Origin of the sequence: Rhizobium freirei PRF 81 (assembly GCF_000359745.1) — a bacterium.
In the GTDB taxonomy this organism is placed as follows: Bacteria; Pseudomonadota; Alphaproteobacteria; order Rhizobiales; family Rhizobiaceae; genus Rhizobium; species Rhizobium freirei.
This window is the reverse complement of the sequence record NZ_AQHN01000086.1, coordinates 87,612-107,266: the sequence shown is the minus strand read 5'-3', so window position 1 is coordinate 107,266 and position 19,655 is coordinate 87,612. Positions and strand designations below refer to the sequence as shown.

Annotated in this window: 18 protein-coding genes and 1 pseudogene; 5 read left to right on the top strand and 14 right to left on the bottom strand. The window is 56.5% G+C overall.

Annotated elements, in window-relative coordinates; translation table 11 throughout:
• The first annotated feature begins 95 nt into the window (after positions 1-95).
• The 3 genes and pseudogenes from RHSP_RS35900 to tnpC all read left to right on the top strand — a co-directional run bounded on the left by RHSP_RS35900 (position 96) and on the right by tnpC (position 2,457).
• The gene (locus RHSP_RS35900) at positions 96-221 is read left to right on the top strand and encodes a hypothetical protein (RefSeq protein ID WP_276307848.1); all 126 of its coding nucleotides are present in this window, start codon (positions 96-98) and stop codon (positions 219-221) included.
• A gap of 331 nt (positions 222-552) precedes the next feature.
• A pseudogene (gene tnpB / locus RHSP_RS36110) lies at positions 553-783 on the top strand (IS66 family insertion sequence element accessory protein TnpB); the annotation flags it as partial.
• A 75-nt stretch (positions 784-858) separates the two neighbouring features.
• Positions 859-2,457, top strand: a complete 1,599-nt coding sequence (tnpC, locus tag RHSP_RS26925; protein WP_004126142.1) for an IS66 family transposase — start codon at positions 859-861, stop codon at positions 2,455-2,457.
• 280 nt (positions 2,458-2,737) lie between these two features.
• Here tnpC and ectB read toward each other — a convergent pair whose 3' ends face one another.
• Both ectB and RHSP_RS26915 read right to left on the bottom strand, forming a co-directional pair.
• Positions 2,738-4,012 carry a diaminobutyrate--2-oxoglutarate transaminase gene (gene ectB / locus RHSP_RS26920; protein WP_004126138.1) on the bottom strand — a complete coding sequence of 425 codons (1,275 nt, stop codon included), beginning with the start codon at positions 4,010-4,012 and terminating at the stop codon, positions 2,738-2,740.
• Positions 4,013-4,255: 243 nt separating this feature from the next.
• The gene (locus RHSP_RS26915) at positions 4,256-5,224 is read right to left on the bottom strand and encodes a LuxR family transcriptional regulator (protein WP_004126135.1); all 969 of its coding nucleotides are present in this window, start codon (positions 5,222-5,224) and stop codon (positions 4,256-4,258) included.
• A 258-nt stretch (positions 5,225-5,482) separates the two neighbouring features.
• On the opposite strand from RHSP_RS26915, the gene RHSP_RS26910 reads away from it, so the two are divergent.
• Positions 5,483-6,316: an IS5-like element ISRtr4 family transposase gene (locus tag RHSP_RS26910; protein WP_004126132.1), complete on the top strand. Its 834-nt coding sequence runs from the start codon at positions 5,483-5,485 to the stop codon at positions 6,314-6,316.
• Positions 6,317-6,560: 244 nt separating this feature from the next.
• Here the strand turns inward: RHSP_RS26910 and RHSP_RS26905 are convergent, their stop codons facing one another.
• Positions 6,561-7,055 carry a hypothetical protein gene (locus RHSP_RS26905; protein WP_240535523.1) on the bottom strand — a complete coding sequence of 165 codons (495 nt, stop codon included), beginning with the start codon at positions 7,053-7,055 and terminating at the stop codon, positions 6,561-6,563.
• Between the two features lie 755 nt (positions 7,056-7,810).
• Between RHSP_RS26905 and RHSP_RS33215 the strand changes: the two genes are divergently transcribed.
• Positions 7,811-8,524 carry a response regulator transcription factor gene (locus tag RHSP_RS33215; protein ID WP_157385444.1) on the top strand — a complete coding sequence of 238 codons (714 nt, stop codon included), beginning with the start codon at positions 7,811-7,813 and terminating at the stop codon, positions 8,522-8,524.
• Positions 8,525-8,787: 263 nt separating this feature from the next.
• On the opposite strand, the gene RHSP_RS26895 is transcribed toward RHSP_RS33215, so the two are convergent.
• From RHSP_RS26895 to nifH, 11 genes are all read right to left on the bottom strand, one after another.
• On the bottom strand, positions 8,788-9,801 hold the full coding sequence (locus tag RHSP_RS26895; protein ID WP_004126123.1) for a 1-aminocyclopropane-1-carboxylate deaminase: 1,014 nt from the start codon (positions 9,799-9,801) through the stop codon (positions 8,788-8,790).
• A 373-nt stretch (positions 9,802-10,174) separates the two neighbouring features.
• Complete coding sequence (locus tag RHSP_RS35750) at positions 10,175-10,399, bottom strand: exopolysaccharide production repressor protein (protein ID WP_210305378.1); 225 nt, start codon at positions 10,397-10,399, stop codon at positions 10,175-10,177.
• 55 nt (positions 10,400-10,454) lie between these two features.
• Positions 10,455-10,784: a ferredoxin III, nif-specific gene (gene fdxB, locus RHSP_RS26885; protein WP_004126119.1), complete on the bottom strand. Its 330-nt coding sequence runs from the start codon at positions 10,782-10,784 to the stop codon at positions 10,455-10,457.
• On the bottom strand, positions 10,781-10,984 hold the full coding sequence (locus RHSP_RS26880; protein WP_015342006.1) for a CCE_0567 family metalloprotein: 204 nt from the start codon (positions 10,982-10,984) through the stop codon (positions 10,781-10,783). The genes fdxB and RHSP_RS26880 overlap by 4 nt, the downstream gene beginning before the upstream one ends.
• 26 nt (positions 10,985-11,010) lie before the next feature.
• Entirely contained in the window at positions 11,011-11,499 is a 489-nt protein-coding gene (locus tag RHSP_RS26875; RefSeq protein WP_004126118.1) for a NifX-associated nitrogen fixation protein, read from the bottom strand.
• Between the two features lie 12 nt (positions 11,500-11,511).
• Positions 11,512-12,012 (bottom strand): nitrogen fixation protein NifX, encoded by a 501-nt coding sequence (nifX, locus tag RHSP_RS26870; protein ID WP_015342005.1) that lies wholly within the window; start codon positions 12,010-12,012, stop codon positions 11,512-11,514.
• The gene (gene nifN / locus RHSP_RS26865; protein ID WP_004126114.1) at positions 11,978-13,369 is read right to left on the bottom strand and encodes a nitrogenase iron-molybdenum cofactor biosynthesis protein NifN; all 1,392 of its coding nucleotides are present in this window, start codon (positions 13,367-13,369) and stop codon (positions 11,978-11,980) included. The genes nifX and nifN overlap by 35 nt, the downstream gene beginning before the upstream one ends.
• Positions 13,369-14,814, bottom strand: coding sequence for a nitrogenase iron-molybdenum cofactor biosynthesis protein NifE (nifE, locus tag RHSP_RS26860; RefSeq protein WP_240535527.1), 1,446 nt, complete (start codon positions 14,812-14,814; stop codon positions 13,369-13,371). The genes nifN and nifE overlap by 1 nt, the downstream gene beginning before the upstream one ends.
• 112 nt (positions 14,815-14,926) lie before the next feature.
• Positions 14,927-16,468 carry a nitrogenase molybdenum-iron protein subunit beta gene (gene nifK / locus RHSP_RS26855; protein ID WP_004126108.1) on the bottom strand — a complete coding sequence of 514 codons (1,542 nt, stop codon included), beginning with the start codon at positions 16,466-16,468 and terminating at the stop codon, positions 14,927-14,929.
• 125 nt (positions 16,469-16,593) lie between these two features.
• A complete protein-coding gene (gene nifD, locus RHSP_RS26850) occupies positions 16,594-18,096 on the bottom strand; it encodes a nitrogenase molybdenum-iron protein alpha chain (RefSeq protein WP_004126105.1) in 1,503 nt (500 codons plus the stop codon).
• A gap of 103 nt (positions 18,097-18,199) precedes the next feature.
• Positions 18,200-19,093: a nitrogenase iron protein gene (nifH, locus tag RHSP_RS26845; RefSeq protein WP_004126102.1), complete on the bottom strand. Its 894-nt coding sequence runs from the start codon at positions 19,091-19,093 to the stop codon at positions 18,200-18,202.
• Positions 19,094-19,655 lie beyond the last annotated feature (562 nt).

Below are 19,655 nucleotides of genomic sequence, written 5' to 3'. Positions count from 1 at the left end.
CGATGGTAGCCAGCCCAATACAAAAACCGAAGAAATGTTCGAGTGTGAGCAGTCGCTGCCGTGCGGCTGCCGGAGGTCGCCGATAGCGACAGCCGATGCTCGACAGCAGCAAGGACCTGCTCAGCCGTCAACGGCTCGAGGTCCTGGCCGAGATGGTGATGGCGGAACCAATCCAGAAAGCGGCGGCCGCCCAGAAGAACGCCTCGCGGCAAACTGGCTAAAGCGCGCAATCCGGCTCAGGTAAATCTTGGCAGACGCTCGCTTATAACCGAGCGTGAAAAAATGCTCCGCGAAGCGATCCATCTCGCCGCCGAGCGCACCGCTACGCAGACGCTTGAGTACCCCACGATACGAAAAATAGAAGTCGAGCATATTGCCCCTCCAGTATTGCGGCGCAGGGGGATCCCGCGCCCGTCAGAGAGGCATGAAATATTATGTGGCGGAGAATTCTAGATTTGGCAGTCCCCGGCTGGCGCCGTAATGGCTCCGCCACAAAATCTCACCCGATGCATAAATATGGTTATGTGGCGCGCCACATAACCCTTTAACGGTGCGCTTTATGTATTCCGCTCGAAACGTGCAGACCGGATCCGCATTGTTTGGTGGGATGGCAGTGGGGTCTGCCTTTACGCCAAAATAATCGAAGAAAATGGCTTCTGCTGGCCTGTCCCGTCTGCTGCCCGCGTCCGTCTCGACCATGCGCAATTGATGGCACTTCTGGCCGGAATGGATTGGAAAAAGATCCGCCCCGCCAAGGTGCGCCGGCCACTTTCGATCGGCTGATGACGACGTGCGGCAAGTTGAATCATGTTGCTGTAAGTGTTGGGAAATCGGCTGATTTTATGCTCTATTACGCGCATGATTTTACCCGGTCCCGACCTTCCTGACGACATCGATGCGCTGAAAGCGATGATCATCGCTTTGAACGCAGAGAAGGCTGCGACTGACGCCGAAATTGCCCGAATGAAGGCTGTCCAACAGAAAGCCGACGAGCGGATCACCACTTTGACGGCGATCTTGAAGGTTTTGCAGCGGGCCCAAAACGGTACGCGCTCCGAGCGACTGCGGCTGGCGATAAACGACGAGCAGATAGACTTCGCTTTTGAGGAGGTCGAGACTGGCCTTGCGGCGATTGACAGCGAGCTCGGCCAAGTGGGCAAAGAGCGGCCAAAAAGGGAGGCGCGGCCACGCAAAGGTTTTGCCGCCCATCTCGAACGCATCGAGGAAGTGATCGAGCCGGAGATCCCCGACGACTGCCAAGGCTTGGAAAAGGTTCTGATCGGCGAGGACCGATCCGAGCGGCTTGATGTCATACCGCCGAAGTTCAGGGTCATCGTCACACGCCGCCCGAAATATGCCTTCCGCGAACGTGACGGCGTGCTGCAGGCTTTGGCGCCCGCGCATATCATCGAAGGTGGGCTGCCGAGCGAACGGTTGCTGGCCTATATCGCCGTGTCGAAATACGCCGATGGTCTTCCGCTCTACCGGCAGGAGGCGATCTATCTGCGCGACAGCGTGGTTCTCAGCCGCTCTTTGATGGCCCAATGGATGGGGCATCTGGGCTTCGAGCTGCGGATCTTGGCGGATTACATCTTGGAACGCATTAAAGCCGGAGAGAGGGTTTTTGCAGACGAGACCACCTTACCGACGCTGGTCCCCGGCTCTGGTAGAACGATGAAGGCGTGGTTATGGGCCTACGCTTGCGATGACCGACCGTTTGGCGGGTCTGGCCCGCCGATGGTTGCCTATCGCTTCGAAGACAGCAGGGGTGGCAAGTGTGTCGCGCGTCATCTCGCCGGGTTCAGCGGCATCCTGCAAGTGGATGGGTACTCGGCTTATACCAGCATGCTCAAGGAGCGCGCCAAGTCCGGCAGCAATGAAACGATCAAGCTTGCCGGATGCTGGGCACATTTACGCCGAAAGTTCTACGAGCTGCATGTCGGCGGCATTAATGACGCTGCAACGGCGTCGATCACAGCCATGACGGAACTTTGGAAGGTCGAGGACGAGATCCGCGGCAGTGATGCCGAAACGCGCGCGAGGCGCCGTCAGGAGACGTCCGCTGGCATTGTCGCCGATCTCTTCCAGTTGTGGGAGAAGGAACTCTCCAAAGTCTCCGGAAAGTCCAAGACTGCTGAGGCGATACGCTACGGCCTGACACGCCGGGAGGCGCTGGAGCACTTCTTGACGGACGGCCGCGTCGAAATCGACTCCAACATAGTCGAGCGTGCCATCCGGCCCCAAACCATTACGAGGAAGAATAGTCTCTTTGCCGGCAGCGAGGGCGGCGGAGAGACATGGGCGACGATCGCCACACTTCTGCAGACGGCAAAAATGAACAACGTCGATCCGCTTGCCTGGCTATCTCAAACGCTCACCCGCATCGCAAATCGCTGGCCAGCCGCTGATATTGAGCTGCTCATGCCATGGAACTTCAAACCAGACGCCGTCGGCTAACCGCTTACCACTGTTCAACTATTTAGGTGAGGATGGGGCAACGCGCAGGGCCGAACTCCGTGTCATGAATCCGACAAATCAACCGCAGTACCCAACAAGCTTAAGGGTCGTACTTTTTAAATAGCGGCAACCCATTACGAGTGGCGCCAACGAAGACGCCCGTCCGGCCGCACGATCGGAGAATGAACCGGTTCGTGCGAGCCGCGGTGCCCAAAACTACGATAAATGCCCTCCCCCCATTGCTTTGGCTCTGCCATGCCTCCAAGAGGCAAGCGTAGCTTTATACGCTTGAGTGGACGGACTTCTCCAGAATGTCCAAGCCACGCTGCAAGATCTGCCGTTCAATTGTCAATGGAGGAAGAAGCTTAATAACCTGATCTTCAGCGCCACATCGCTCTACTACAAGCCCGTCTTCAAAGGCTTTCCGTACGATTTCCCCCGCCAATTTGCCCGTACTGCAGTCGAGCCCCACCATCATGCCCCTTCCACGTACGGTAATGTTGGAATTTCGGTTGCTTTGGGCGACTTCCTGAAGGCGCTCTCTTAGAATGCATCCTGTTTCGACAACTCCTTTAGATAGCTTTTCATTTGTCCAGTATTTTCGCAAAGCAGCAGTCGCTGTCACGAGTGCGAGATTGTTGCCCCTAAAGGTTCCACTGTGTTCGCCTGGTTGCCATACGTCAAATTCGGGTTTGAGCAGCAGGAGCGACAGCGGCAGCCCACAACCGCTGAGAGACTTAGACAAGAGAACGATGTCTGGAGAAATGTCCGCAAACTCAAAGCTGAAAAAATCGCCAGTTCGTCCGCAGCCCGCTTGAATGTCATCAATAATCAGGAGGATCTCGTTCTTCCTGCAAAGCCGCTCTAGCGACTGCAACCAGTTTCTGCTCGCAGGATTGATGCCGCCCTCACCCTGAACGGTTTCGAGAATAACAGCTGCAGGCAAATCGACGCCACTGCTACCATCCGCAAGCACTTTGTCCAGATATTCCGTAGTATCCTGATCAGGCCCCCAATAACCGTCGTAAGGCATGAAGACCGCGCCGGAAGGAGGAAGACCTGCCGCATTTCGGAAGTATCGATTACCAGTTACAGCAAGCGCGCCCAGGCTCACCCCATGATAACCGTTGGTGAATGAAACGACGCTATGACGTCCAGTGACCTTGCGTGCAAGTTTCAAAGCTGCCTCGACGGCATTGGCGCCAGTGGGACCGACAAACTGAAATTTGTATGAGAGACCGCACGGGCGCAAAATCAGGTCGTCAAAAAGCTCCATAAACTCTCTTTTCGCCGGCGTAGCCATGTCTAACCCATGAATAACTCCATTTGAATGCAGGTATTCCACGGCAGCACTTAGGATGTGCGGATCATTGTGACCGTAGTTAAGGGCACTCGCGCCGGAAAGAAAATCAATGAACGCACAACCATTTTCGTCTTCGAGGATGGCTCCTGCCGCTTTCGTGAACACCACGGGGAATGATCGGGAATAGGATCGCACGTTCGATTCATGGTTTTCAAAGGCAAATAGGGAATTGGAAATGCTGTCATTACTCACGATTATTTCCTCAACCAGATGCCATGACCCACCAGCGCCTGTACCCCTCGCCAATTACCGCGAGATCTTAGCAATGCTCCGAAAGCGGGCTCCATTTTGAAAGTTTCCGCAACTCTATACGGCCATTGCCAACTGTGCTCCTACCTAGAATGATAGTGTTCCTACTTGCCTATTGTTCGTCGCAGGAAAACAGGCCTGCGGCAGTGGCGGCACTATCACTTAGCGACGAACGAACATCGCCTCCTACAACTCGATAAATCCGAAATTTAACGCCTTAATAGCCGCGACGGTTCTACTCGCAGCGTCTAATTTTCTCATGACGTTTTTAATGTGAAAATTAACAGTATTTTCAGATATACTCATAATAATTCCAATGTCCCATGACGACTTTCCCCGTGCTACCCAGAGAATACATTCTTTCTCCCTTTGCGAGAGCTCAGGCACTTTCTCCATGACATTCGAACTCCCGACATTAGCAAGTCTCAGATGGAAATGTATCGCCGCTAGTTGTAAGTAGGCGATTGCCCTGTGGTGGAATTCACGCTCAATCTGCTGGGCAAAGCTCATGATGGCGAAACTTCCAGCCGCGCTGCGCAATGGAATGGTAATGCCTGACCTTACGCCAAAGCTTGCAGCCTCGTCGAAGATGCGCCGTTCGTTTGGAGTTGTGCTCGAGCTAACGTATGCCTCCCTCCATTGAATAGGGCCTGATCGCATTCGACTTTCCTTGATAATAGGAGCTTTCCGATCATAACCCATTTCGAGACATCGCTTCTGCCATTCATCAGGATAGTTCAGGATCTCAAAAGAAGGGCGTCGAACCGGCTGTAAAACCTTGCGCTCGGTTGTAAGAGGACCGTAGGCTATCCACGTGCAGCCAAGATTCAGAGCAAAAGCTGATAAGTGCTCAAATAACTGTTTAGACCGAGCGACGGTATGTGTCTGGTCAAGAAATCGGCCGAACTCGGCCGCAAGTTCCCCTCGATTTAAAGCTTGAGAAGGTGGCGAGAGGTCCGAGGAATTCAGATCGGTAACTCGGCCAGTCTGTTTATTGATTTGAGTGGAACCGCAACCGTCCCGAGACAATCGATGCTGTCTCTCGGGCAAATAATGGCACGCCATGCTGTCGCCAGATGAAGTCGCTGGCCGTGAGCGGCCACCGGCGAACGTTATCGCTAAAGCTTTGGAAGCGGGCTGTGGAAGAGCTGACATCCTGCTTTCCTCTCGTTTTTTCCGAGGGGTCGGAATTGCTGTCCGTAGTTCAAGAGTCGTGCCAATTTGAAAGAACCCACAGAGCCTCTACCAAATTTTCTTAACTGCATGCGAAATGCAGCATAATCAGCCGAGTACGTCGCGACCCTGGGTTGGACAAACCTGACAATAGTTCTCTTAGAGGCTGCCTCAAAAAGAGGTGGGTGATTTCAACAGGTTATGATTCCTTCGGATTTGCGAGATTCGATGGAGAACACGATGGCCTGGACCAAAATCACCCGTCGGCAATATGCCCGGCGAACGGCACGCTACGCAAGCGATATGACGGATCGGGAATGGGGTCTGGTTCAGCCTTTCCTGCCAATGCCGCGCCGCTTGGGCCGCCCGCGGACCACGGATTTGCGAGAGGTGGTGAATGCCCTGCTTTACATCGCCACAACTGGTTGCCAATGGCGGATGCTGCCGAAGGATTTTCCACCCTGCTCGACCGTCCAGCGCTATTTCTATGAATGGAGAGCGTTGGGACTTTGGCCACGCATCAACCATCGTCTCGTGATGGAAACGCGCGAGTTGGAGGGCAAGGAGGCAAGCCCGACGGCCGGTGTGATCGATAGCCAGAGCGTCAAAACCACCGAAAGCGGCGGCATCCGGGGCTATGACGCGGGCAAGAAGACCAAAGGCCGCAAGCGCCATATCATCGTCGATACGCTCGGCCTGATGGTCGGTCTCATGGTGCACAGCGCCGACATCCAGGATCGCGACGGTGCTCCCGATCTCCTGAAATCCATCCGCCACAGGTGGCCATGGTTACTGCATGTCTTCGCCGATGGTGGCTATGCGGGCGATAAGTTGAAGCGGCGACTGAAAAAGATCGGGCGCTGGACGATCGAGATCATCAAGCGCTCAGACAAGGCGAAAGGCTTCGAGGTTCTGCCGCGTCGATGGGTGGTCGAACGGACCTTCGCCTGGCTTGGCAGATGCCGCAGATTGGCCAAAGACGTCGAACGCTCCATCGCATCAGCCGAAGCGTGGATCATGATCGCCCACATTCGTCTCATCACCAGACGGCTAGCAAGGTATGGATATCGTTGAACGCTTTTCGAATCCGACTCTTATGAGTCACTTACGCCGTGACGTATGTATGAAAGGGCTCGAAGAAAGAAGAGAGCGACTCGCTGGTTGGCATACGCGCAATTTGGCGTCAGGAACCAAGCTTTGCATTTTGACAACAGGGAACGCATCTGGGGCCTCAAAGATTGCGTGCGCCGAAGGAACAGGGTTGCGGCCAGATTCTTCAGTTGCGGCACTCAAAATCTTGCTGCATGGATGTCGTTGTTCATCGTATTTCGCCGGGTTCGGCACACATGACATAGATTGGATGACCGTGAAAACCAAATGCTGCTTCAAAGAACTCCGGATCGTCATGCGAGCGACGTTTCCGCCTCCGCGCAATCCTCCGAACTAACGCCGCATCAAATTTATAAATGCCGACGAGGCTCAAATCTGCAGACGCACTTTTATAGCTGTCGGAGCCTTCGGGTACAATTGCTGTAAGGCGTTGCGCTTTGCCCGTCAGCACTCGTAGCGATCGTTTGCCGAGTGACTGGCTCACAACGACAATGTTGCGATATGATGACCGTACCAAGCGCTCCAGCACAGTTAAATTGATCACCATTTCCGCGGTAAATATCAAAACTACTCCATCGACATCAGCGACTTCCTCTGCCGCTGTCACATCAATAAGACGCCCGGGATATGGCGTGCGCTGTGGGCGTACGCGGAGCTCCATACCGTACAGCTCGTGACAGAAACGATGGTCGACCTCGCCCATGCCTCCTAGTCCAAGGATAATCGTCTTTTGCACGCCAACGCGTGCCAATTGAGATAATAGATGTTGCAGAACGGACGTGCCGCCGACCATAACTGCGCGCGCTGGGAAGCGCTCTTTGCCAGTTAACATAGTATGTCGGGGGCTTGCGATAACAATCGCACATGTCTCCATTAGCAGTGCCCTCGGATCGTGCACATAAGCTGAGACTAACCCCGAAACGTACTTGGTCCACTCCCTAATCAGATAGTTGACTAGCTGGTGGATCAGCGCCTCCTCCAGGCGCATGTCCAAACGCTGTTCGCAGCCATCGGCGACGGCGAAAGCATCAAGATCAGAGGGTCGAACAGATGGTCCGCGTCAAGAGTATGCGGTGTTCTTTCTGCCGCTGACAGATACATTTCTTCACGAACCGAAACGCGTGTTAATGCAAGGGCGCGCTGGCTACAGATCCGCTGAAGTATCTTTGCTTTAGTGGCAAAGCGCCCAAGTCCGAGTTTCAACATGTGCGCTCTAGATTAGAGGCATGGCACTGTTTCAAAACGATCTTTTCATTGGCACGATGTGTGCATGGTTATCCGCAAAATTGCCGACTGAGGAGTGAACTCCCTCCGGATCAAGCCCATTCGCCGAGGTGCCGCAATGGAAAGCTTCGGCGCGAGCCGCAGTTCAACAAACTGGGTTTTGGAGATAAGTGCAAAACTTTGTTGGCGAAAGAATTTGAAGGTCGGTCGAACTTTCATTGAAGGATGCACGCGATGGCGGAGAACGAGACTAATCGGGATTTCCACTCAGCGGCGGTGCTGATCACTGCACCAGAAGATTGCTCTGGTCAGTTCTTGGAATGCGCATGTAAGCACCTCAATACCAGCCATGGGAACGTCCTCGCCAAACACTTCCAAGAGGCGACGCCAGATGTGGTGTTTCTTAGGACGCATTTCCCTGACGTTGAGAAGCAGACGCTCTGTATTCGCCTGCGTCTTTCTCGCCGGGCGCGGTCAATGTCGATCATTGCGATTGCGGCGGTTGCTGATGAAGTAACTCAAGGAGACACGGTCACTTTCGATGACAATGAGCATGTTAGCCGATCGCGAGAGATAGCGCTGACGAGCATCGGCAGAATCTTGGACGGCTCGTGTCGGAGTTCCATTCCCAGGCATCACGAACTGCTTGCCTTTCAGGACATTGAATTGGATGTGGCCACGCATCGTGTGCGCCGAAACGGCCGGACGATTCATGTAGCTCCAACCCAGTTCCGCCTGCTGGAGCACTTTATGAGGAACCCATACCGGGCCTACTCGCGAGATGAACTAAAGAATGCAGCTTGGCCCCATGCCGTTCATATCGGGCCTCGCACCATCGATGTTCACATCGGCAACTTGCGCGCGGCACTAAATAGGGATAGCGACCGCGATCTGATACGGACTGTAAGAACTGTCGGCTACGCGCTTTCCGAAAAACCGGATTCGTAATTGCGGGATCGGCGTGAAGCTGGCCGTGTAAGCGGCGCCAATTTGGCGGCGTCTTAATCAGTCAAATTCAACAGCGCTTGATATTCAGCTTTTTCAGGCGGAGGATTTTTTAGTTGCCAGCGGTATTCCATTGTTGCTGATGTTAGCCCATCTTCATATTGCTGAGATTGGCAAGAAGGGCCGTCGCCCGCAGTACTATTGCTTATTGGCGCATCCGTGGAACCTTCAAAGTCCAGGGCATCTATGGAGGCTCTTCCTTTGGATCAGCCGTTGCGAAACGTGTCGCTGTAAGCATTGATTGCCGGCACGCCGCCGAGATGCGCGAATAGGAGCCTTGATCCTTTCGGAAAGAAGCCCTTGCTGATGAGATCTATCATCCCTTGCATCGATTTCCCCTCGTAGACGGGATCAGTGATTATGCCTTCCAGCCGCGCGCAAAGGCGAATGGCCTCGTTTGTTTCCTCGGAAGGAATGCCATAACGGGGGTGCGCATAGTCCGCGAGCAATACCACATCATCATTGGCGATTTCTCTTCCGAGTTCGACGAACTTCGCAGTTTGCCGGGCAATGTTAAGCACCTGCGACTGGGCTTGGAGAGGGGTTGCCGAAGCATCGATACCGATCACATTGCGCTGTCGTCCATCCTTGGCGAAACCAACGACCATGCCGGCTTGCGTCGAACCCGTCACAGTGCAAACCACGATATAGTCAAAGGCAAAACCAAGCTGTTTTTCCTGCGCGCGCACTTCCTCGGCAAAACTCACATAACCCAAGCCGCCATATTTATGGACAGACGCACCGGCTGGGATCGCGTAGGGTCTGCCGCCCATTTGCTTGACGTCGTCGAGCGCCCTTTCCCAACTGCTGCGGATGCCGATATTGAAGCCGTCATCAACCAGTCGCACCTCCGCTCCCATGATCCGGCTTAAGAGGATATTCCCAACCTGATCGTAAACAGCGTTCTCATATGGTACCCAATCCTCTTGCACCAGAAGGCATTTCATGCCGATCTTGGCGGCTACTGCGGCGACCATGCGTGTATGGTTGGACTGCACGCCACCAATGGAAACAAGCGTGTCGGCATTTGACGCGATCGCGTCCGGGATGATGTACTCGAGTTTGCGGAGCTTGTTGCCGCCGAACGCCAGCCCCGAGTTGCAGTCCTCGCGCTTGGCATAGATCTCCACCTTGCCCCCTAGATACTCGCTAAGTCGGTCAAGCTTTTCGATAGGCGTAGGGCCGAAGGTAAGGGGATATCGTTCGAAGTTTTGCAGCATGTTCTCTCCAGTGATTTGCGCCTGAAATAGACGTGTTCACGACGCGTGGGCGGGCAAGCCCGGCAACAATCCTCGGCGTTTGATTAGATCCCATTGCTTCATCGGCCTTCGTTCGTCGTCGAGGCGGCGCAACCCACAGGCCGGTCGCTGCGTTTGCCACAGCACCCTTCAATGGGAACCGAACAGCAATAAACTCCTTAGGTTGCTACACCGTGGAAGCCATTGCCGACGGACACGTCGTGTAGTTGTTCCAACAACGTTATGCTCGATGATCAATGTCTTCCAGGCAGCCCGAGGCTCGCAACTGATCTGTTCCCGGCCCTCAAGGGCAACAAACCCACCATCGAGCCGAGCTGGAAGACAACGGGGTAGTTCAGTCTTTCTTTTCGCAATGCTCTGGCCGGTAACGCATTTCCTCGAGATCATCGAAACGCAAGACCCGCTGGCTCCTCTTTAAAGCGCAACTGGCGCGCCAGATCAAAAAAAGCACGCTTGCGAAATAGGCCACCTGAAGAAGGAGCCAAATATCCACCGTCGTGACCATTGCTCTGCGGATTGAATGTGAAACGAAGTAAGCGCCTAGAAGGCTGAAGCACATGACTGGTTGCAGGAGGCGACAGAAAATTGCAAAAGGCACAGTCGTTCTCCCGCGTTTATACGCCAGCACATGAAGCGAGCTTGTCAGCCGGTATATGAATCTGACAGTTCTTCGGGCAGACGCGGGCGCAGGCGCCGCAGCCGATACATCGCCCTGCTTCGTCCACGACCATGATCATACGATTGAGTTCGCCATCGAAGTCGTCGTCTTCGTCATCGCAGATGCCGAGGATTTCACCCGCTTCACTTGCGCCGTAAAGGTGCATGACATCGCGCGAGCAGACCTTGAAGCAGCGGCCGCAGCCGATGCAAGTTTTGCCATCGATAGCGGTCAGATACTCCGGCAACCAGGTGGATCCATCACGGGTAACGAAGGTCCCCGTCATCGCGAATCCTCCAAGGCGGCAAGCTCGTTCTTTGCCGCATTCAACTCCGCGAATGCGTCGAACGTCTTTGCTGCGATCGTCTTGATCTTGGGCCAGTTGACCGGCAGGTCCTCGGCAAGATCGTGCAACTCCATTTTCGCGGTTGTCGCTCGTGACTGCAGTTTACGGACCTTTTGAAGCTGCTGCACAATGTCTGACATTTATCTCTTTCCTCAAAAACCCGAATTCACGGCGCCCGCGCCACATCGGGGTAGGCTTTTATGGCGATGACAGCATCATCGACCAATTTCGTGCCGGCCTCGGTGAGTTTGCGAAGCGTCTCAAAGCCGAACCGATGGACGTCTCTGAGCGTCTTCGACAAAACGACCAAACGCCCTGTCGTGAGAACCACTCGCCCGAAGCCCTCGGGATTCATCGTCACGATCGAGGAGGCGACGAGGCCTGAGTGCCCTTCGATTTCAAGCCCAACGCAGGTGTAAAAGATTTGAAGCCTCCAAATCACGTCCGGATCGGGGTCGCCGATGATCGGCATTTGCCGGCGCTGCTCCTTCGTCACAATGAAATCGGCAAGCAGGTCAGTGTCCGATTTTCCGTCCCACGACCCATGAGTATCCTGCGCCCTGACCAAGCGAACCAGGCGCTTCATGAACGGGGTTGCCATTGCGTCGCGATCATCATCTGCGAGTGTGTTCGCAAGGTTGCTGGGCGAAGTCATCGCCGACCTCCTTTAATCTTCGTCGTCGAAGAACGGCTTGGCGAGACCCATGCCGGCGTCTGCAAGCACCTTGCGCAGCCATGGCGGCGGGGCAGTTTTCAGCATGGTCTGGGTGCGCATCAGTACCTCTTCGATGGACGATGGCTCCGGCACCTTGATCGGATGGATTTTTGCCGAGACGACCTTCGCGGCGGAGGGCCCGCCGATCGCCAGGCAGAACAGCAGATGACATCCCTTCAACGCCTCGACCCTCATCGCGATGCGATCGGTGCCGCCGTCGTTCGTGTGCTTGCCGCTTTCGTCAGTTGCTTCACCAAAATCGACGGCTTCGACGATCTCCCAACCGGTTGGGGTGACGTCATAGACTGCAAAAAGCTTGGCAGACCCGAAATGTGCGTTCAGCCTCTTCAGGTCCTGTGTCGCGATGGCAACGCGCAGAACTCCCTTCGGGCACTCTGGCGCAGGGGCTGGCCCCTCCTCAGTGACGAGTGAAAGACGTCTGACGGCCGTCATTTTTTGCCTCCATGTCTTGCAAGGGATTGAGCGCTTCGGGGCTCGGCCGGCGGCAGTTCGACTGAAAAATGTTGGCGGCCTCGAACAGGAAGTTGCGCGCGCCCTCATAGAGAATGGTTTTCTTATGCTGGCTGCCGAGCCGATCAAAGATCGGAAAGCCGACCCTCATCAGCGGGACGCCAAGCCGCTCGGCGGCCTGGCGGCCGTGGGAATGGGTCACGATCAAATCACCGCCAGCGTGGCGCGCCATGGTTTCGAGATCAGAAAGGTCGCCGACCTGCACAGCGTCGGCCGGCACCTTCTGCAGAATGCAGCTTGTGCCGGTGGTCGAAACGGCGGCGACTATTTCAGCGCCCATACCCTTGAAGAACGTTGCAAGTTGAAAAAGATGATCTGGCTCTGCGGCAATCGCGATACGTTTGCCGCCGAAATAAAAATGGCCGTCGAGGAGTGCGTCCTGCAATTGTGCGCGGCGCCGCCGCACAGCGGGCGGCACCGGATTGCCGGCGATCATGGCCAGCATCGTCATGAAACGGTCGATTGCCTTTAACCCGACAAGCTGCTCGAAGAGGACGTAAGGCACGCCGGTCTTCGCCTGCAGGGCCGCGGCGGCCGTGCGCATATGCTCGCCAATCGCAACCGCCTGGAAGCAGGTGCCGAGTTCGCGGATTTCCTCGACCTTCGTGCCGCCATAGGTAGTCGGCACCCAACGGTCGTCAGGAACCGTGCCGTCGAGCGAGCCCGAGACGTCCGGCAGGATCACCGGCTTCAGACCAAAGCTTTCGACCGTTTCGCGCAGAAGCTCAATATCGGCGACCGTCAGGTGCCAACCGGGGAGGATCGCAATCTTCTTCAGATCGCGGGGCCGGCCGCCTGGGGTCGTAATGCCTTCGATCATGGAGGTGACTGCCTTTGCCCAACCCTCCTCGATCGCACCGTCGAAATCGGGTGTGCTCGCTAGCACGACCTCGGTACCTGCTAGCTCTTCGGCACGCTCCAGCTTGATATTGACAAGATCGCCCTCGAAATTCTCGCCGCGGGTTTCCACCAGCGCCGTCGTGCAGATCCCGATCAGCTTCGGTTTAGCGCGTGTTTTGATATTGAGGAGCGCCTCTTCCAAATTGCCGGCGCCGCCGAGGATCGTCGCCACTGCGTCCATCGCCGTTGTCTGCAGGGGGATGGCTTCCTTGAAATGGCGCACGAAGAGCACCAGCGCGAAGCTGGTGCAGCCTTGGCTGCCGTGGAACAGCGGTATCGCACCATCGACGCCAAGATAGGCTAGAGCGGCACCGAGGGGCTGCGACGATTTCAGCGGATTGACCGCCGCCGACTTGGTCTGCGGGAGAATGCAGGCCATCAGCTTTCCTCACCACCCGCGGAAGCCGCCGGCGGAGGCGCCGACGAGATCTGTGAGGCGGGGAACGTCTCGCTCTCGCTTTGCGTGCTTTGCAGTTCTTCCTTCATTGCGGGCTGGGCGTCCCATGGTGCCGGCTCCCGCACCTCGCTCCAGATCGGGTTGTGGATAGCAAGATCGATCTGGCGAACGAGCTCCACCATGCCCTCATAGCCGGCATAGGGATGATGGCGCTCCTGGTTGATATCAAGCCAGGGCGTTTTTGCCTTCAGCGCGACATATTGCGTACGCCCACCAGACAGCATGATGTCGGCTTTGTGTTCTGCGAGAATGTCGTACATCTCCCGCGATCCCATCGACTCGAACATGCGGTGATCCTCCTTCAGAATTTCCTTGATGCGCTCCTTGTCTTCGGCCGTCGATTTCTTGGTCGAGGTGCCCACGATTTCGACGCCGATCTCCATCAGCGCGTGGGCAATCGACCAGGCCTTCACACCGCCGGTATTAAGCAGCACACGCTTGCCTTGAAGCCGCGACCGGTATGCCGCGAGCTTTTTCCAGGCGATCGCCTCCTGCTCTGCGATCAGCGCCTCGGTGCGCTCAAGAATCTCCGGATCGGCGCCCTTCCTGACGAGCAGCTCAGCGATCTGCCGCAGCGATTGCGACGTGTCGGTAATGCCGTAGAAGGACCCTTCGAAGAACGGAATGTCCCAGAGTTCCTCCATTTTGCGGGCAAGATTTATGAGTGCGGTCGAGCACACCATCATCGCTGCCCGGGCACGATGCGCTGAGGCAATGTCACGATAACGCGCGTCACCGGGGATGCAGGCGCGCACGCGAATGCCAAGCCGATCAAGAAGCGGCTTTACCAGCCAGAACTCGCCGGAAAGATTGAATTCGCCGAGGATATTGATGTCGTAGGGGCCGGCATCATCGGGCTCCACCGTGCCGATGACATGATCGAGCAGCGCCTCGCCGGCGAGCTTGTTTCCAAGATTCTTGGAGCCGGAAAAGCCGGGCGCATTGATCGGCACCACCGGCAAGCCGAATTTTTCCGCAGCGCGCTTACAGACCGCTTCGATGTCGTCGCCGATTAGCGCCGTAACGCATGTCGAATAGACGAAGATCGCCGGTGGCGCGTAGGTTTCCTTGATCTCGCGGATCGCTTTGAAAAGCTTCCGCTCGGCGTGGCCCATCACCACGTCGAGTTCGGTAAGATCGGTGGTGAAGCTCGTGCGCCAGAGCATCGGGCCGGACGAAGCCGTACCACGGTTATCCCAGGAATTGCCTTCGCAGGCGAGCGGAGCATGGATCAGATGCGCGACGTCGGTGATCGGCTGCAGCACGATCTTTGCGCCGTCGAACGCGCAGCCACCGGCTGCCGCCCCGGGGGTGAGCGGCTTGGAACAACCCTTCTTGCGGACATTGGCATCTTTGCCGCGGTTCATCTCGCAAGCGGGTTCCTCGAAGACGTCCTGGATCCTGGCATCGAGCGACCGGCTTGCGCCGGCCTTAGATGTCGATTGCAAGACACTCGGCGGCGGAGCCGAGCGTTTGCCGTTAGCGTGTGAGGTCATAGGAATAGTCCGTGACACCTGTTTGGCTCGTCTCGCGGTCGAGTTTGTCGAATATCGTGTCGAGGATTGTCGTTAAGACACGCAGCCCGCCTTGGTAGCCCATCAGCGGGAAGCGATGATGATGGTGCCGGTCGAAAATCGGAAACGTCAGCCGGATCAGCGGCGTGCCGGTGTCGCGCTCCAGATATTTGCCATAGGAATTGCCGATCAACAGGTCCACCGGTTCGGTGAAAAGCAGTGATCGCAGTGCCCAGAGGTCCTTGCCCGCCCAGACCTTGGCATCCTTTCCGAACGGCGAGGATGCAAGCAATGCCTTCATTTCGCTTTCCCACGCAGATGTGCCGTTGGTCGCGAGGCAATGTGTGGGCTCGCCGCCGGTTTCCATCACGAACCGGGCCACCGCATAGACAAAATCTGGATCGCCGTAGATCGCGTATTTCTTTCCGTGCAGCCAGGCTTGGCTGTCCGCCATGGCGTCGACGAGGCGCCCACGCTCCAGTCCGATCGCGGAAGGGATTTCCTTGCCGGAAATCTCCGAGATTTTCACCAGCAATTCGTCGGTTGCTTTAACGCCAAGGGGATAATGGAAGGAAGCCGTCGGCTGTCCGAACTCCTTGCAATATTCCAGCGTCTTGCGGGTGTTGTAGTGCTGCAGCGATAGTGTCGCTTCGGCGCCAAGAGCTTCCTTGACGTCTCCGATCGTCGTGCCGCCATCATACATGCGATACATGCCATCCGAGGGAGTATCGAACTGGTCGGATGCGTCCTGGATGAGGGTATACGATACGCCCATGAGGTTCAGCAGGCGCTTGAGCTCGCGGTTGTTGCCGACGCAGAAGCCGTCGAACCCGGGTATGATGTTGATGGTGCCGTTCGGTTCCTTGCGCTCCCTGCCCTTCCAGAAGTGCTCCAGGATGCCCTTGACCATGCCGTCATAGCCATCGACATGGCTGCCGACGAAGGCGGGCGTGTGGGCGAAAGGAACATCGAAGTCTAAGGGGACCGAGCCTTCGCTCTTGGCGTTTTCGATAAAGCCGTGCAAATCGTCGCCGATAACCTCCGCCATGCAGGTGGTCGAGACGGCAATCATCGACGGGTCGTAGAGCGCATAGGTGTTGGCGAGCCCGTCGACCATGTTCTTCAGTCCGCCAAATACCGCCGCGTCCTCAGTCATCGAGGACGAAACCGCCGACGAAGGCTCCTTGAAGTGTCGCGAAAGGTGCGACCGGTAATAGGCAACGCAGCCCTGGCTGCCGTGGACGAAGGACATGGTCCGCTCGAAGCCCGCAGCCGCAAAGACGGCCCCGAGCGGCTGGCAGGCTTTGGCGGGATTTATTACGAGGGCTTCGCGGGCAAGATTTTTCTCCCTGTACTCCCAGGTCTTGGTGAACTCGCTTTGATCGGCAACGACCTGGTCCGGGTGCGGACATTCGAAATTCAGCTTCTTTTCGGCAAGCATTCGCCTGTATTCCGGCTCGCGGAACAGAGGCGCGTGGTCGAGAATTTTTTCCGCCGACTGCGGCATGGTAATCGCCTTTCGTTTCATCGTGCCGCACCAATGGCGGCAAAGGACGTCGAGATGTTCGAGGTGTCAGGATCAAATCCGCGGCGAGAGCCTAGCCTGCCCCTGCTCCAAGACAGGCCAGGCCCTCATTCGGCCGCAACCGCCTCAGCCGGCGCGACCTTTCTCTTCCAGGGGGCGTCGTAAAGATCCCAGACTGGATTGTTGATGGCGAGGTCCATGTCTTTGGCAAAGATGGCAAAGCCGTCGTAGCCATGATACGGGCCGGAGTAGTCCCACGAATGCATCTGGCGGAATGGAATGCCCATCTTCTGCACCGGGTACTTTTCCTTGATACCGGAGCCTACGAGATCGGGGCGGATCCCCTCGATGAATTTTTCCAGTTCATAACCGGTCGCGTCGTCGTAGATGAGCGTGCCTTTTTTCACGTAATGGCCGGTGCGCTGATAGTCGTCGTTGTGGGCGAACTCGTAGCCGGTGCCAACGATCTCCATGCCGAGATCCTCGTAGGCCGTGACCACGTGACGAGGGCGCAAACCGCCGACGTAGAGCATCACGGTCTTGCTTTGGAGGCGTGGTCGGTATTTGGCGATGATGGCGTCGACCAAAGGCCGGTACTTGGCAATGACTTTCTCGGTCTTTTCCTCAATTTCCGGCCCGAAATGCTTGGCAAGCTTGCGCAAAGAGGCTTCGATCTGCGACGGACCAAAGAAATTGTATTCCATCCATGGAATGCCGTACTTTTCCTCCATGTGCCGACAGATGTAGTTCATCGACCGGTAACAGTGGATGAGGTTGAGCTTGGCCTTCGGCGCCCGCTCCACTTCGGCAAGCGTGGCGTCTCCAGACCAGTTGCCGACCACGCGCAACCCCATCTCCTCCAGGAGGATGCGCGTGGCCCACGCATCGCCGCCGATATTGTAATCGCCGACGACGTTGATGTCGTAAGGACTCGCCTCGAACTCGACATCCGTTTTCTCGAAAACCCAGTCACGGATGGAATCGTTGGCGATATGGTGGCCAAGTGATTGCGATACGCCGCGGAAGCCCTCGCAGCGCACCGGCACGATCGTCTTGTCGTGTTCCTTCGCCTTCTTGCGCGACACAGCCTCGATGTCATCGCCAATCAGACCGATCGGGCATTCCGATTGGATGCTGACGCCTTTGTTCAGCGGGAATAATTCCTCGATCTCATCGATGATCTTGTCCAACCTCTTGTCGCCGCCGAAAACGATGTCTCTTTCCTGGAAGTCGGAGGTGAACTGCATCGTCACGAAGGTGTCGATCCCTGTCGTGCCGACATAATAATTGCGACGCTGCGACCAGGAATATTGGCCGCAACCAACCGGTCCATGGGAGATGTGGACCATATCCTTGATCGGCCCCCACACGACACCTTTGGAACCGGCATAGGCGCAGCCGCGGATGGTCATAACGCCCGGAATGGATTTGATATTCGATTTGACGCTGCATTCGGAAAGAACGTCGTCCTCCTTGTCGGTCGCGTCTTTGCCCGTTGCAACGCCGAGGTGCTTGTTGCGGCGCTTCGCCGCCTTGTCCGGATATTGCGACAGCACGTCCGCTATAAGCTTTTCATGCAAAGCGCCGTTTTTCTCGTAGTCGAGGCTCATAGGGCCTGCCCTCTTTTAAGGTTCGGATGTCGCCTCGCGCTGAGGCGCGTTCTCGGGAAGGACGCGCCGGGTCAAGGGCCGGCGCGTCCGTCGAAAGCGGCGGTTATTGGGCGGCCGCCACCTTCGATTCCTTGGCCTGAAGTTCCGCAAGCATCTGCTCGTCGGTCTTCATGATGCCGAAGTCGAGCAGCATGTCCTCGAGCTCTTCCATGGTGATCGGGGTCGGGACGGTCCCTTGACCCGAATTGGCATGAATTTTCTCAGCCAGGGTGCGATATTCTCCGGCCTGTTTGGAATCCGGCGCATACTGGATGACCGTCATCTTCCTGAGCTCGGCGTGCTGGACGATGTTGTCGCGCGGCACGAAATGGATGAGCTTGGAATTGAGCCTGGAGGCCAGGGCCTCGGCGAGGTCGATCTCGCGGTCCGTCTGGCGCTCGTTGCAGATCAGACCCCCGAGCCTCACGCCGCCTGCATGGGCATATTTCAGGATGCCCTTGGCGATGTTGTTTGCCGCGTAAAGCGCCATCATCTCGCCGGACATGACGATGTAGATTTCCTGGGCCTTGTTCTCGCGGATCGGCATTGCGAAGCCGCCGCACACGACGTCGCCGAGCACGTCATAGGAGACATAGTCGACATTGTCGTAGGCGCCGTTTTCCTCAAGGAAGTTGATGGAGGTGATGACGCCGCGGCCGGCGCAACCAACACCCGGCTCCGGGCCCCCGGACTCTACGCACTTGATGCCCTTATAGCCGATTTTGAGCACGTCCTCGAGTTCGAGGTCTTCCACCGAACCTTCCTGTGCCGCTAGATGCAGCACGGTGTCCTGCGCCTTCGAGTTCAAGATCAGGCGGGTGGAGTCGGCTTTGGGATCGCAGCCGACGATCAGGATCTTCTGCCCGAGATCGACAAGGGCTGCGAGCGTATTTTGTGAGGTGGTGGACTTGCCGATGCCCCCTTTGCCGTAGAATGCGATTTGACGCAAATCTGACATGTTGCCTTCCTTCTTTCGTTCCATCCGTCGCGGAGTACGGTCGGCAGCTCGCGCCGCCCGCCGAGAAGCGTTTCAAAACGCGTGCCAAGTTGGCAGTCGACTTGAAGGGAAACTCTCTTGATTGTTTTTCAGCTATTTAGCTGCGCCAGACATGCGCTCCAACTGGACAAGCCTTTGTCGCGGGCCCGACAAATCGGACGCAATGTGTCGCAGTAAACTGATAAAGCCTGGCGATCGGAGGGTGCCGCAGGTTGGCCAAGACCACAGCGGGACCAAAGAATTTTTAAAATTGGAGACAATCCCACATCAAATCGTGCCACTGGCGAAGCACCCGGGTTTGCCTCAAAACAATGCCAAACCAGTTGAGACCCCAACTGCTTGTTCGGCCGCATCATGCCCCAGGATCGAAAGCGGCATATCCATGCGGCGCGACCCACACGAAACGGATAGGACAGCCTTGGCAATTTATGCGTTTGGAATCAGCGGTAAGCGCAGGGATCCAGGTAAGCTGCGCAATATTCCTGGCGGCCGGTCGCGGACAAGCTCGCATGCCCAATGGCTT